Raw genomic sequence first — 15,692 nt, 5'->3', positions numbered from 1 at the left:
TACCTGGATCGGACGGCTGACGCGGCCACCTATCCACCTGGCGTCCGGGTGCTTCCTCGGCTGTAGCTGTCCCCTGACCAACGGCTAAGGTGAATCGCCTCAGAGCGGAGCCTGAAAGAAAGCACGGAGGGAACGGCATGACACCAGCGGCTGACCCTCGGTGGGTCGAGGTGTCGCCGTCGCAGTTCACCCACGAGACCGAGGGCGTGCGCTACGTCAAGGACCTGCTGCCGAGTCAGCCGCCCTTCCGAGCCTGGTCGAACTTCGAGTTCCGCGACTCTCACGGTCGCTGGCATGAGGTCGATCTGCTGGTGCTCGGACGACGGCGACTGCACCTGGTCGAACTCAAGTACTACTCGGGTCGGCTGCGCGGAGACGACCACCGCTGGTTGCGCGACGGTCATCGCGCCGAAGACTCTCCGCTCAAGCTGGCGCGCCGCAAGGCGCAGTATTTGGCGAGCAAGCTCCAAGACGAGTTTCGGAGTTGGGTCCGCGAGAAGAGGGTGCAAAACGCACCCCCGGTACGCGAGGTCGTTCCGTTCATCCAGGAGGCCGTGTTCCTGCACCACCCAGGTCTACGGTGCGAACTGTCGGAAGCGAGCGCGCTCGGTCTCTACGGGCTCGACGGGCAGGCGCGAACCACCCGCCTGCCGGGGATCTCCGACCTGCTGCTGGAGCCGGCTCGACCCGGCGTCGCCATTCACGAGCGCATCGTGGCCGAGTTGATGGCACGCATCGGGCTGGTGCCCCGGCGCGAGCGCGAAGCCGGATCCTGGGTGATCGAAGGCGAGCCGGTCGGTGAAGGCGACGGCTGGCAGGACTGGGATGCCTTCCACCGCTTCACTCAGCGGGAGCGCGCCCGGATCCGCTTCCAGATCGCCGCCCCGGGAGCCAGTGACGACGAGCGCCGCCGGATCCGGCGCATCGCCGAGCACGAGTTCACCGTGATGCGACGGCTGAACCACGAGGGCCTGCTGGCCCCGCAGGACCTGGTCGAAGCCGACTTGGGTGTCGGCCTGGTCTACCCACTCGACGAGTCCTGGCAGCGACTCGACCTTTGGCTGGCCGACCGACCGGACGGCATCCCTTTGACTACCCAGCTCGCCATCATCCGCCAGGTGGGCGAGACCCTCCAGTACGCCCACGGCAACCGGGTTGTGCACCGCGGCATCCGCCCCGGCGCGGTCTGGGTGCGTGAGCAGGGCAGCGCTGTCACCGTCCAGGTTCGCGACTGGCAGAGCGCCGGCCAGGTGCCGTTTACCGACCAGACGGCATCGTCCGCCGGCGGCGTTACAGCCCTCTTCGATCCGAGCAAACTCATCGGCGACGACGCTGGTGGTCTGGGACCTTTCGCCGCACCGGAGGGCGCCTTGGCCGCCGGCGTGGACCGCGTCCGGGTCGATGTTTTCGGCCTGGGCGCCCTCGCCTTCTATCTGCTGGCCGGCCAGCCGGCTGCGACGTCCGCGTCGACGCTTCGGGATCGGCTCCGCGAGCAGTCGGGCCTCGATCTCGCTCCCGAGCTGCCGCAGGTGTCGTCTACCTTGCGCCGGGCCATCCTGCATGCGACCCGGCCGGCGGTCAGCGAGCGGACCGCGGACGTGACCGCCTTCCTGGCCGAGCTGAGTGAGGCCGAGCGGGTCGAGACCGAGCACGAACCGGTGGTCGATCCACTGGAGGCGCCACCCGACGCCATCATGGACGGGCGGTTCCGGCTGATCCGCCGGCTCGGCACCGGCTCCACCGCAGTAGGCCTGCTGGTCCGCGACCTGGCGCATGCCGACAGCGAGCGGGTGCTGAAAGTGGCCGTCGACGACGCGGCACGGCAGCGGCTGCACGACGAGGCCGAGGTGCTGACTGGTCTCCGCAGCCCTCGCCTGGTCTCACTGGTCGAGGGACCACTGATCGTGGGCGGCCGGACTGCCCTGCTGCTGGAGAGCGCGGGTGAGCAGACGCTGGCCCACGCGCTGAGCGCCCGCGGCCGGATGTCGCTCGACCTCTTGGAGCGTTGGGGCACCGACATTCTGGAGGCCCTGATTGCTCTCGACCGGGCCGGCGTCGACCACCGTGACATCAAGCCCAGCAATCTCGGGGTCCGCGAGATCCGGGCCACTCGAGAAGACCGCGCCGCGCATCTGGTGCTGTTCGACTTCTCCCTGTCGCGCGCTGCCGCCTCGGCGCTGCGGGCGGGAACGCCGCCGTACCTGGATCCGTTCCTGGGAGCCGACGGTCGGGACCGGTACGACTCGGCGGCCGAGCGGTACGCAGCCGCTGCCGTACTGCTGGAGATGGCTACCGGGCAGCCACCGCAGTACGGCGACGGTCTGTCGGATCCGGCGGTCATCGACGCCGAGGTGACGCTCCGGCTGGATCGCTTCGACCCGGCTGTGGCGCACGAGATGCTGTCGTTCTTCCAGCGGGCTCTGGCTCGCCGGGTCGCTGACCGGCAGCACACGGCGGCCGAGCTGCTCGCCGGCTGGCAGCAGGTGTTCGGTCAGTCCCACACCACCGCCCCCGACAACGCCGACGAGCTGGTCGGCGCTGCGACCCTGGAGACATCCTTGACCGGGTCCGGGCTGTCCGCTCGGGCATTGTCGGCACTGGAGCCATTGGGTGTGACCACGGTTGGCGAGCTGGTCGCTGTGGATCCGGTACGGCTGAATCGGCTGCCAGGGGTGGCGCGCGCCACGCGTGACCAGATCAAGGAGGCGGTGTCGCGCTGGCGGGCCCGGCTCGGGCCGGTGCGCGGTCGTCGCGATGGGGGGTCGTGGCAGCAGAGCACGCTGCCGGTTCCGTACGACCTGGCCGAGATGCTGCTCGCGCCGACCCACGCACGCAGGGCCCGGATCCGAACCGCCCTGGCGTCGATGATGCTGGGGGTGACCGGCCAGGCCGATGCGTTCGCGACCCAGGCTCAGCTGGGGGCTCTGCTGCCTGAACCGGTCACCGCCGCTCGTGTTACGCAGGTGGTGGCCGAGCTCCACGATCTGTGGGCGGCGGATGAGACCACCTTGACCTTGCTGACCCGGCTGGGTGCGGAGGTGGATGCTCGACTGGACGTGCTGGGCGGCGTCGCCACAGCGGATGAGCTGACCAGGCACCTGCTCGCCTTGATGGTGACCGACCCGGCGAACGAGCCCTCCGACTCCGAACGCATCGCGGCAGGCGTGCTCCGCATCGCCGTCGATCGACGTCGGGCTCTGTCTCGGGCCGATGAGCGGACAGTAGAGTATGTGGTTCGGCGCCGTGACCCGTCACCTCTCTTGGTTGCCCGCGAGGCCAGCCTCCTTGACCTTGCAGGCCAACTCGGGGAGGAAGCGGACCGGCTGCTTCGAGACGCCAGCCCGGCCGACCCGACCATCGCCGTCCTGGCCGCTATTCGCGTGAACGAGGAGCTGAGCAGGGCCGCTGGTGGAGTTGACCAGCTGCCAGTCGCGCTGCGGGGGTCGACCCGTCTGGCAGGGCTTGCTGCTGCCACTTCGACCGCTGCCGCGCTCTCCGGCACTGGTGAGCTCCACCACCGAGGGCTGCCGTTGCCCCGAGCCATCGCCCACGCTCTCGGCTCCTTGGCGGCCGGTCAGGCATTGCCGCCGACCGAGATCCGGGATCGAGTCCGCGTGCGGTTCCCGGCGCTGCGACCGCTGCCGGAGCGGCCTCGGCTGGATCAACTGATCGCTGACTCAGGACTGGGGTTGCGCTACGACGACCGGGAGCGGGTCTATCGGGCGCCGCGCGCCGACCACGGCACAACTGGCCTGCCCTCGCGTCAAGTCACCGACATCGCACCGGAGCCAACCCCGGTCTCCGCCCTGGGTGCGATCGGCCAACGGCTGGCCGACAGTCTCGCCCGCCGCTCGTTCCTCGCACTCGGCGTCCCAGCCCGGGCCCTGCTCAAGCTGCCCACCGTGCTCGAGACCACCTACTCGGCTCGCTTGATCAACATCTCGGCGGAGCTGATCGCGATCATGCACCAGCAGGCCGACCAGGTCGGACTGCCCTGGGCCCGGGTCCGGGCCGCTGACGCCCAGCCATCGGGCAGCCGAGACGCACAGGGCATCAAGGCGTTGGTCGAGCGCAGCCTGCCGCTGCTGGAAGAGCGCATCCAGGCAACGCTGGAAGATGCCGGACCGGGTCCGGTGGTGCTCGCTGACGCAGAGCCGTTGGCCCGCTACGGCGCGGTCAACCGGCTGAGCCGGTGGACGGACCTCGGGACCCGCCGCTCACGAGCCGTCTGGCTGGTCGTTCCACAGCTGCACGCCAACCAGGGCGCCCTGCTGGATCACAAACCGGTGCCGTTGGCCGCCCCGGGACAGTTCGTGCCCGTCGACTCCAGCTGGGTCGATGCCCAGTACGCCGCCATTGCTGAGCCTGTCCAGGAAGGAGCATCCGCGTGATCAACGCCGCAGCCCTGGTCGCCGACCTGAAGAAGCAGGTGCTCGTCCTGGAGGACGACATCCGCGGGCGACTCGAGCAGCTGCCGGTGATCAAGGCGGACTGGCAGGCCCGACACCGCCGCCAGGTCGACGCCGACCGCACCGCCAGTGCTTGGACCTCCTGGCGGGACGACCAGATCACCCAGGCCGCGGTGGCTTGGGTGCTGACTACGGTGTTCGTCCGGTTCTGCGAGGACAACGGCCTGCTCTCCCCGGTCTGGATCGCCGGTCCGCCAACTCGCCGGCAGGAGGCACTGGACGCCCAACTCGCCTACTTCCGGGAGCACCCAGACGACAGCGACCGGGAGTGGTTGGACCAGGCGACCGCTCATCTGGCCAAGCGACCGGCAACGGCTGGGTTGGTCGACGAGCACTCCGGGCTCTGGCTGGTGTCACCATCGGGTCAGGCGTGCTCGGACCTGATCGCCTTCTGGCGGCAGCGCACCGAGGACGGCGCCCTGCTGTACGACTTCACAGACGAGCAGTTGACCACCCGGTTCCTTGGTGATCTGTACCAGGATCTGTCCGATCATGCGAAGAAGACCTACGCCCTGCTGCAGACGCCGGAGTTCGTGGAGGAGTTCATCCTCGACCAGACCATGGACCCGGCTCTTGCCGAGCGCCCGCTCGAAGGCTTCCGACTGATCGACCCGACCTGCGGCTCCGGCCACTTCCTGCTTGGCGCCTTCCGACGGCTGCTCGATCGGTGGGACAAGGCGGCGCCCGGGATGGAGCTGCAAGCCCGCGTGAACCTGGCCCTCAAGTCGGTTTACGGCGTAGACCTCAACCCGTTCGCAGTGGCCATTGCCCGCTTCCGACTCACGGTCGAAGCCTTGCGAGCCTGCGGTCTCAGGTCCCTGGAGCACGCCCCGCACTTCGACTACCACGTCTACACCGGCGACTCGCTACTCTTTGGAGCTAGCGATTCTCCGTTACCGTTCGACGGTGCGGATCCTGATCTGCTGGCGAGTCAAGTTTCCTACTCAACAGAAGACGCGTACGAATTAAGAAGCGTCCTAGCACCCAGTAGATATGATGCGGTCGTTGGTAATCCCCCATACATACCGGTAAAGGATCCAGTGCTCAAGCGAGAGTACAAACGGAGGTACTTGAGCTGTAAGGCAAACTACGCGTTGACGGTCCCTTTTGTTGAGCGCTTCTTCCAACTTGCAGTCGCTCGCACAGATAATCGACCGTCGGGCTGGGTGGGCATGATCGCCTCCAACTCTTTCATGAAGCGAGAGTTCGGAGACAGGTTGGTTGAGGAGTATCTACCAAGAGTCCGCCTCGTGCGCGTTATCGATACCGAAGGCGCATGGATTCCTGGACACAACGCCGATGGCACGCCAACTGTAACCATCGTTGGTCGGAACGAGCCCCAGGATGGTCGAGTTATTCGGGTTCTTACGGGAAAAGGACTGCGCGAGACCAGGGCTACGGCTCGTGTTGGAGGCAGCGCGCACTGGCTGCGAATTGTGGAGCGCGTGGAGGAGCCTGGATATGAGGATGACTGGATAACCGTAGGCGACCGCGACCCCTCAGAGCTTTCGAGGCACCCATGGATACTTGCTGGCGGCGCGGTTCCCAAGCTTATGTCCAAACTGGAAACGGGTCCCCGCCGACTTCGCGACGTTACAAGGGACGTAGGGTTTATGGCCGTGACCCGCGAGGACGATGCTTACCTCCGTGGCGGGCATGTTCTACAACGACTCGGGATCGGCGAAGGATCTCGCCGTAGGTTCTGCGCAGGGGGAGATCTGCGCGATTGGCGGGCCATAGGCGGGATGGATGCTATCTGTCCATATGGCAGCGATGGAAAGCCGGCGATTGACGATCAAGCCAGGAAGGCTCTTTGGCCACTAAAGGCGAGCCTGATGAATCGTCGAGCCCAGAGTGGTTACCAGGTAGATATTGGCTTGCATTGGTGGGAATATTCGCAGATGAACGAGCGTCGCCTGTTATCGCAAAGGGTGATTGCCTATGCTGAAGTAGCGACGCACAATCATTTCGTCATCCGTTCCGATGACTCCGTTTATGGTAGGACTGCTCCTTGCATTGCACTGCCAGACTCGATGACCGACGAGGAAGTTCAAGGCCTCTGCGGCTTCTTGAATTCTTCATTGGCATGCTTTTGGTTGCGTCAAAGGTGCAAACCCAAGGGCGGGGCGGCCGGCGATGTCTGGAGGCGCACATACCAGTTCAACGTCAGCAACGTGGCCGAGATTCCGATTCCGGAGGACCTTCCCTATAGTCTGGCCAGAAGGATTCAGGAACTTGTGCTTGAAACTCGTGACCTTGATCCGCTGATGACGAGCCCGCTAAAACTCCGGAGTGACGCTAGCAACAAATACAGTTCAAGTCTGGCGCACATGATCTCATTGCAAGAGGAGCTGGACTGGTACGTATATGGCGTCGTGGGAGTCTTCCAATCGGCCTCGATGCAGATGTGGTGCGAGTTTCCACCCAAAATTCTGCCCGGCCAGAGGGCCTTCGAAATCGCATTGGCTCGGGGCGTATCCAAGGCTGGCGAAATTCCTACGTGGTTTGCGGAACATGGCATAGTTCCACATACTGAGTTGCCATCTGGCTGGTCTCCGAGCTATCGCGCATTGGTCGAGCGAAGGATTGAAATGCTCGGCAGCGACGACCTGCTCGGCCTTCTCGAGCGTCCCGAATATAAGCGGCGTTGGTCAACATGGGACGACTGGAACTCTCGATATGACCAATCGCTTAGAGATTGGATTCTTTCTGAACTTGAGTCACGCCGATTTTGGTTTTCGGAAGGCTCGCATCCGCGACCAATCTCAATCGCTCAGCTCGCAGATATGGTGTCGCGGGAAGAATTGCTCGTGCGTGCAATATGTATGCTGGAGCGCCGCCCAGATGTGTCGATCGTGCCGTTCTTGTCCAACTTGCTGACAGGAGAAGCTGTCCCCTTTTTGGCGGCTTATCGGATGACAGAGGGCGGTCTTCGAAAGAGTGATTCTTGGCGCGAGATTGTCAACAGTCAAATGGAGGACGGAGACGAATTTCCTCGCCCAGCGGCTTTGCCGCGGCCGTTCGAGGAGCAGGACTTCAGGTCAAGCATCTGGTGGCAGGCTCGCGGCAAGCTGGACGTGCCGAAGGAGCGGTTCATCCTCTACCCCGACGCTGGCCGCAGTACCGATTCCACCCTGTTGTTGGGCTGGGCGGGTTGGGACCATGCCGAGCAGGCGCTGGCCCTCGCCATGATCATCGCCGAGCGCGAGGAGGAAGGCTGGACCGATGAGCGCCTGATTCCGTTGGTCGCTGGCCTGGCGGAGCTGCAGCCGTGGGTGGAGCAGTGGCATGCCGAGGTCGATCCCACCTACGGTGTCAGCCTGGCCGCGTTCTGCCGCGAGCAGCTGGCCGAGCGGTCTCGCCAGGTCGGGCGGTCGCCGGAGCAGCTGGCCGACTGGCGACCGAAGCCAGCCACCCGAGGAAGGAGGGCACGCACGTGAGCGCGCTGCTGCGTGACGTCATCGACATCCCCGAGCATGCGGGTGCAGAGGACTACGTGCTTCGGCTGACCGACAGCGTCGGCGCCGGCCACGCAGTGGCTGCGGTGGACAACTACGTGGTCACCCCGGCCCTCGCCGACGCCTTCGAGCGCGCGCTGGCCCTGGTGGCAGATGCGGTCACCAGCCGGATCAGCCGCGGCGCCTTCCTGACCGGCTCGTTCGGCTCCGGCAAGAGCCACTTCATGGCCGTACTGCACGCCGTGCTGCGCCAGGACCCCGTGGCCCGCGCCAAGCTCGAGCTGCAACCAGCGATCGGCTCGGTCGACCCGGTGCTGCGTGACAGGACGATCCTGCCGCTGGCCTTCCATCTGCTGGGAGCGGAGTCCTTGGAGGACGCGCTCTTCGGTGGCTACCTGCGGCAGATCCGAGCCCTGCACCCGACCGCGCCGCTTCCCAGCCTGCACCAGTCCGACGGGCTGCTGGCCGATGCCGAGCGAATGCGCGACGTCTTGGGTGACCAAGAGTTCTTCGCCCAGCTGAACGGAACGGACAGCGTTGGCGACGGTGTCGACGAGTGGTCGGCGCTGCTCGGCTCCGGCACCTGGAACGCCGACAGCTACGCCCAGGCGCGTGCTGCCAGTCCCGAGTCCCCGCAACGGCAGTCGCTGGTGTCGGCTCTGGTCGAGCGGTTCTACCAGTCCTACGTCCGGCAGGCTCGCTACGTCGACCTGGACACCGGCCTGGCCGCGATCGCCGCACACGCTCAGGCACTGGGCTACGACGCCGTGGTCCTCTTCCTTGACGAGCTGGTGCTGTGGCTGGCCTTCGCCGTCCAAGATCGGGAGTTCTTCCGGCGTGAGTCGCAGAAGATCACCAAGCTGGTCGAGTCCGGGATCGGACACCGACCCATCCCGCTCGTCTCCTTCGTTGCTCGGCAGATGGACCTTCGCCGTTGGTTCGCCGACGCCGGCGCCAGCGGAGCCGAGCAGGATGCGCTGGATCGGGCCTTTCGTCACCAGGAGGGCCGCTTCGCCCAGATCGCACTGGGCGACGACAACCTGCCCTACGTCGCCCAGCAGAGGCTGCTGCGACCCAAGAACGACGAGGGGCGCCGCATCTTGGACGAGGCGTTCGGTCGCATCAGTCACCGAGCGGGTGTCTGGGACGTGCTGCTGGACGGCATCAACACCGACGAGCAGCACCGCGGCGCTGACGAAGCCGCGTTCCGACAGACTTACCCTTTCTCGCCAGCGCTGGTCTCCACCTTGCGATCGCTGGCCAGCGTCATGCAGCGGGAGCGGACCGCGCTCAAGGTCATGCAACAGATGCTGGTGGATCGGCGCGACACACTCACCGTCGACGACGTCATTCCGGTGGGAGACACGTTCCCGTACGTGGTGCAGGGCGCGCAGCCGCTGGATCAGAAGGTGGCGGCGCTGTTCCGCTCGGCCAACACCTTGTATGCCGACAAGTTGGAGCCGCTGCTGCGTGAGCCGTACGAGCTGACCGAGGGGCAATTGGACGGTCGCGAGCCACTCCCGGCCGGCCTGGTGGCCAACCAACGGCTGGCCAGGACTCTGCTGCTGTCGGCGGTCGCACCGAACGTGCCCGCGCTGAAGGGGCTGACGGCCTCCAGACTCGCCTCCCTCAACCACGGCTCGATCGTCAGCCCGCTGCCTGGCAACGAGGCCACTATGGTGACCAGCCGCGTCCGCGACTGGGCCCGGCAGGTGCCCGAGATCCACCTGGACAGTGACGTCCGCAACCCGGTGATCCGGATGCAGCTGTCCGACGTCGACTACGAGTCGATCGTCGAGAAGGCCAAGGGGGAGGACAACGAGGGCCGCCGCCGGGAGCTGATCAAGTCGATGGTGGCGAGCGGGCTCGGGATCGAGCTTGGCCCAGAAGACGTCCGGGGCGCGTATGTCCACCAGATTGTCTGGCGAGGATCCCGCCGTGACGTGGACCTCGTGTTCGGCAACGTGCGTGATCCTGGTTGGCTCTCCGACGAGCAGTTCCAGAACCGGCCGAACACCTGGCGGGTGATCATCGACCACCCGTTCGACGAGGCGGGCCACTCCTGGTTGGAGGACTCCGAGCGGTTGGACTCGCTGATCTCCCGCGAGCGCCATGCGCAGACCATCGTGTGGCTGCCTCGCTTCTTCACCGAGGAGCGGATGCGCGATGTTCGTCGTCTGGTGATCTTGAACTGGCTGCTGGACGGCAGCGGTGACCGGTGGACCTCCCACGCAGATCATCTGAGTGAGACCGACCGCGTGCAGGCGCGGGCGATTCTGGAGTCCTCCCGCACCACGCTGCGGCACACGGTCGAGCGAGCCATCCAGGTGGCGTACGAGGCAGCAGCCCCGACTCGGTCCGGCGACGTCATCGATGACGCGCACGAGCGGGTGCTCACCTCACTGGATCGCGGCTTCGATCCGCAGCGCCCGGTCGGTGTCACTCTGGCCGCGGCTTTCGCCAATCTGCTGGAGCAGGCGTTCGACGCGACTTATCCGGCGCATCCACGCTTCCAGCCATCCGACATCGAGGTTCGGCCCCGCGATCTGAAGGCCGTCTACGAGCACGTCGAGCGTGCGATGGCCGATCCCGACCGGCGGGTGCCGCTGCAGGGCGATATCGCTGCCGTCCGCCGGGTGGCCAATCCGCTTGGGGTCGGTCACGCCGCCGAGACCCACTTCGTGTTCGGCGACGACCGACTGCAGCCGTGGGCGGCGGAGTTCGAGCGCGAGCTGGGCCGACGAGGCAACGCCACTGGGCCTGTGACCGTAGGAGAGGTCGAGCGCTGGATCGAGAGCATGACCCCGCCCAACGGGCTCCGATCCGAGGTCAAGCACCTCATCGTGCTGGCCTGGGCGGCACTGCGGCGGCGCGCCTGGTTCGCGTACGGAGCGCCTATTCCGGCACCTGCGCCGGGCGCTCTCCGTCCGGAGATGGAGATGCGAGAGCAGGCCATGCCGGAGCCGACGGACTGGTCGGTGGCTAACGATCGGGCCGGGCGGCTGTTCGGTACCACCGGGGGGCGGCACCTCACTCCCCAGGCCGTGGCTGATCTGGCGCAGCGGGTCAAGGAGGCGGTGCAGGCTCGCTATCAGGCGGTGCAGGATCTGGTTCCGGCAGTGGAGCGGGCGTACGGACGTGTTGATCTTGATGCCGGTGGCGCCGGTCAGCGCCTGGCCACCGCCAAGTCCGCGGCCGAGCTCACGCAGGTGCTGCGTCACCTCGACGGGGTCGACCTCATCCGTCGGCTCGCCGTGGCCGATGTCGGCAACGAGACCGCCTTGGCCCGGTCCATGTCTACTGCCGGCGCCGTTGCCTCCGCGCTCGGCCAGTTCCGTTGGGAACGGTTGCGGCCGCTGCAGGACGCTCAACGCGGCGAGGGTCCCCGAGCAGAGCAGGCCGCTGACATCCTGGAGGACGTGCGACGCAGCCTGGAGTCCGACGAGATGGTGGTCGGCATCGTGGGCGCGCTCGAACGGGCGGAGACGGCCCTGTTCACTTGGCTGACCCCACCGACTCTTCCGGATTCTCCCGTGCGGCGCCAGGATCAGGAGCAGCAGCGGCGGACCCACCCTTCGGCTGGCCGCCGAACCCTCGCTGCCGGGGACAGCCCGGTCGCTGTCGTCTCGGAGCTGCAGGCTGTCCGGGACGCACACCCGGGCAGGGCGATCATCGTGGAATGGCACGTCGAGGAATGACCACCGTCGCCCGGTCCTCCCATGCCACCGTTGTCTCGCCGGCCATGGTGCACGCCATGATCGACTACGTCCTCGGCCAGCGCTACGGCAGCCGGGACGGTGTGCTCGGCATCCGCGGCCGGCTGGCAGGCGAGGATCGGTTGATCACCGAGCATCGTGGACGACCGGTTGAGGTCAGCTACGCCGAGTCGGCCCTGGCCGCGCGGGAGGTCTTGCTGGGCTGGCGTCCCGATCGCTGGTCGGTGCTGGTCACCGACCGCGGCGAGGATGATCTCGGCGCGGGAGTTCTGGCTCATCTGATCGGGCAGCGGCTGCGCAGCCCGGACCCGTGGCAGGCCGTCCGGCAGCGCTTCGGCGCCGTCGCTGTCGACGTACGACTGACGTCGATTCCCGCTCAGCAGGGGATTGCCCAGGGACTGCTGGAACTGATGCCGGCCCAGGGGTGGCCGGCCGCGCCCGCCGGGATGCTCACCCGCGATCACGCCTTCGGTTCCGTGGCCCGGACCGTGCTGGGTCTCGATGCCTCTGCACTCGATCTGGTTTCCGTGCTGGGATGGACGACCAGAGCCGACGCCACCCGTGGTCTCGGTGAGCTGCGCGAGGCCGGTGGCGACGCCTTGGCGGACGCAATCGTGGACTGGATTGCGGACGCTGCCGGTGAGGCAGCCCCGGCGGTCCGCCGGCTCTTTCGAGATGGTCGGCCCGGCGATCTCGTACCGCTGGGTCTGGTAGTCGGGTTCCTGCACGCCGAGACCCGCCACCGCCATGAAGCCGAGGTGGCTGTTGCGCGGCTTTCAGGTCATCTCGGTGGCATCGGGGACGGTGCCGTCGAGCAGGCTATGCGGTTGATCGGTCCGCAGGCGGAGACGGTCACCGCCACGCTGCTCACCGACGACCGCACGAGGCCCGATGCCGATCGGACCATAGCGGCCGCGGACGGGTTGATCCGCGTCGCCGGAGCAGAAGGCTTGGCCGAGCGATCCGACCTGTTGCGAACGGGCCTACAGCGGAGGCTGCATCGACTGGCTGACGGCTTGCGGGCGCCGGTGGCAGCTGCCGAGGAGATCGAGCACGCCTGGCAGGCGGTCCTCGGGCACGTGCTGGCGAGGGTGGACCCACGGCTGCCGGTGTTCCAGGCATCGGTCCGACTGGCACGCTGGTTGCAGGTCGTCGAGTCGTCGGACACCTCGGTCAACGACACGCTGGCAGCGCTCAGCCGACGCCAGGCGGATACCGACGGGTGGGTCGACGCCGCGGTCAATGACGCCGCCGGCGGGGTGGACGATCCGGCATTGGGAACGGTGCTGGAAGGCCTACTGGGACTCGTTCGTGCCGTCCGGGATCGACATGACCTCGAGTTCGCCCAGTCCCTGGCGAACGGCGTGCGGGACGAGGAAGGAGCCGAGGACGGCTACCTGGAGCACGACGGCAGCCGGGTCTACCTGCTGGAGCACGTACTGCCGGAGGTGGTCTTCCCGCTCGCTCGCACGGAGTTGGTGCTGCTGCTGGTGCTCGATGGTCTGAGCACCGGGGTGGCCACCGAGGTGTTCACCGACCTACTGGACAATCCGACTGCCGTCTGGGCGGAGCGGCTGGACGACGGGAGCCCTCGCCGAGCCGCCGCGTTGGCGGTGTTGCCGAGTGTCACCGAGGTGAGCCGGACGTCGCTGTTGTCCGGTGAGCTGGTCGCGGGTCCACAGGATCGTGAGACGCGAGGCTACGAGGAGCTGACCCGTGCTCACGGCCTGACCGGATCGCCGCTGTTCCATAAGCGCGACTTGGAGGTGGCCAGGCTCGGCCACTCTTTGGCGGATCGAGTGCGGCACGCCATCGACGATCCCGGCACCCGTCTGGTCAGCGCGGTGCTCAACACCATCGACGACGCCCTGGATCGGAGCGACCCGGCGGGCACCCACTGGAGCGTGGACGCCGTCAAGCACCTGCGGCCCCTGCTGGACCGGGCCCGCGAAGCGGGCCGGACCGTGGTGATCGCCTCCGACCATGGACACGTTGTCGAGCGTCGTCTCGGTCAGCAGCGGGCCCACCCCGGCAGCAGCACGACCCGCTATCGGAACGCCGAAGAGCCGGTGCATGCCGACGAGGTGATGATCGAGGGGTCACGCGTACTGAGCGCGGACCATCGCGCGGTGCTGGCCGTGTCCGAACGGCTACGGTACGGGCCGATGAAGGCCGGCTACCACGGGGGAGCAGCGCCTGCCGAGGTCGTGATACCGGTGTTGATCATGGTCCCGATCGAACGGGCCCAGGATCCCGGGGTGCGTCTGGCCCCGTCCCAGCAACCTGCATGGTGGTCCGAGCCTGTCGGGGCCGCTCATGCCCCCCAGTCAACTGGATCACCGAACGTCGATCCTCCGACCCTGTTTGATGACGAGCTGGCGGATTCGTCGCCGCTGCCGAGACCGGACTGGGTGACAAGGCTGCTGCACTCGTCGGCGTATCGAGCGCAGAAGCAGGTGGTCGGGCGGCTGGCGATCACTGACGAGCAGGTGAGCCGAGTGCTCACGAGGCTCCTGACCGCACCACAGCACCGTCTGGCGTCGCAGCAGTGCGCGCTCGTTCTCGAGGTCGCACCGGCCAGGCTGCCAGGGGCCCTGGAGCAGATCCGCAAGCTGCTCAATATCGAGGGTTACGCCGTGATCGCGCGTGAACCGGCGACGGGCGCGGTGATCCTGGATCTTGAGCTCGCGGTGGAACAGTTCGGGGTAACGCTGTGACCGACCCTGGGCCCGTGTCGCCGCGCCGCCGACGGGAGGTGCTGGATGCGCTGCGTCGAGGCACTGTGCCTGCGCAAGGACTGGATCTGCTCGCGGTTGGCCTGCGGCCATTCGAGTCCACGCTCAGCGATGAGCTGACCACAGTCGCTGGCGGCGGCTCGGTCTTCAAGGCCGTGCGCGGTGAGTACGGATCGGGCAAGACATTCTTCGCTCGCTATCTGAGCGAACTGGCGTTGCGGCGAGGCTTCGCCGCGGCGGAGGTGCAGATCTCGGAGACCGAGACGCCGCTGCACCGGCTGGAGACGGTCTACCGCCGCATTGTGGAGTCGTTGCGGACCTTGTCGGTACCGCCGAGCGCGTTCCGTTCTGTGCTCGACTCCTGGCTGTTTACCGTGGAGTCGGACGTCGAGGAGAGCGGTGAGGGCTCAGTTGCCTCGGTCGACCGAGTGCTGGAGCAACGGCTCACTGCGGTGCGAAACACCACACCCGCGTTCGCGCAGGCGCTGCGGGCCTATCGGGCCGCCGTGTCGGGCGGTGACCAGTCGACCGCGGACTCGCTAATCGCCTGGCTCGGCGGTCAGCCACATGTGGCCGCCGCCGCAAAGCGATCTGCCGGGATTCGCGGCGACCTCGATCACTTCGGTGCGATGGGTGCTTTGCAGGGACTGCTCCTGGTACTGAGGGACGCTGGGCATCCCGGGTTGGTGGTCGTGCTCGATGAGGTAGAGACGCTGCAGCGGGTGCGCGGGGATGTGCGGGACAAGGCACTGAACGCGCTACGGCAGCTGATCGACGAGATGGACGCCGGCCGCTACCCAGGTCTGTACCTGATGATCACCGGCACCCCAGCCTTCTTCGAGGGACCGTCCGGGCTGTCTCGGCTGCCGCCGTTGGCGCAGCGCCTGCACGCCGACTTCACTGCTGAGCGACGCTTCGACAACCCCAGAGCAGTGCAGATCCGGCTGGCCGGATTCACCCGGGGATCCCTGGTGGAGCTGGGAGTTCGGGTCCGAGATCTTTACGCAGAGGGTAGCGATCACGCAGATCGGGTCCGCGCTCTTGTCGACGATGCATACCTGGGTGTGCTGGCTGATGCGGTGGCCGGCTCGCTAGGCGGCAGTATCGGCGTTGCCCCACGAGTCTTCCTCAAGAAGCTCGTCGGAGATGTGCTGGACCGCGTTGATCAGTTCGAGGACTTCGACCCACGGCAGCACTACCGGTTGACCGTCACCGACGCAGAACTGACCGCGACCGAGCGTGCGACGGCGAGCTCCCCGCGAGCTCGCGGGGCTCAAGGACCGGACGATATCGATCTCGAGTTTTGATGACGGA

5 protein-coding genes are annotated in these 15,692 nt (G+C 66.8%); all 5 read left to right on the top strand.

The window, feature by feature from the left end:
• Positions 1–137 precede the first annotated feature (137 nt).
• The 5 genes from pglW to brxD are packed head-to-tail and all read left to right on the top strand — an operon-like array spanning position 138 to position 15,685.
• Positions 138–4,391: a BREX system serine/threonine kinase PglW gene (pglW, locus tag MLP_RS13855; RefSeq protein WP_013863746.1), complete on the top strand. Its 4,254-nt coding sequence runs from the start codon at positions 138–140 to the stop codon at positions 4,389–4,391.
• Positions 4,388–7,909, top strand: coding sequence for a BREX-2 system adenine-specific DNA-methyltransferase PglX (pglX, locus tag MLP_RS13850; protein WP_013863745.1), 3,522 nt, complete (start codon positions 4,388–4,390; stop codon positions 7,907–7,909). Before pglW ends, pglX begins: the two co-directional genes overlap by 4 nt.
• Positions 7,906–11,625, top strand: coding sequence for a DUF6079 family protein (locus MLP_RS13845; RefSeq protein WP_013863744.1), 3,720 nt, complete (start codon positions 7,906–7,908; stop codon positions 11,623–11,625). Before pglX ends, MLP_RS13845 begins: the two co-directional genes overlap by 4 nt.
• The gene (gene pglZ, locus MLP_RS13840; protein WP_083843822.1) at positions 11,607–14,360 is read left to right on the top strand and encodes a BREX-2 system phosphatase PglZ; all 2,754 of its coding nucleotides are present in this window, start codon (positions 11,607–11,609) and stop codon (positions 14,358–14,360) included. Before MLP_RS13845 ends, pglZ begins: the two co-directional genes overlap by 19 nt.
• Before the next feature lie 14 nt (positions 14,361–14,374).
• Positions 14,375–15,685: a BREX system ATP-binding protein BrxD gene (gene brxD / locus MLP_RS13835; protein WP_197536414.1), complete on the top strand. Its 1,311-nt coding sequence runs from the start codon at positions 14,375–14,377 to the stop codon at positions 15,683–15,685.
• Positions 15,686–15,692: the final 7 nt, after the last annotated feature.

The sequence above is a fragment of the Microlunatus phosphovorus NM-1 genome, from assembly GCF_000270245.1.
GTDB classification, from domain to species: Bacteria; Actinomycetota; Actinomycetes; order Propionibacteriales; family Propionibacteriaceae; genus Microlunatus; species Microlunatus phosphovorus.
This window is presented reverse-complemented; position numbering and strand designations above follow the sequence as displayed.

Bases quoted from the DNA above. Each gene is read 5' to 3' on its own strand.
- pglW (WP_013863746.1), top strand. From the start codon at position 138: ATGACACCAGCGGCTGACCCTCGGTGGGTCGAGGTGTCGCCGTCGCAG.
- pglZ (WP_083843822.1), top strand. From the start codon at position 11,607: ATGGCACGTCGAGGAATGACCACCGTCGCCCGGTCCTCCCATGCCACC.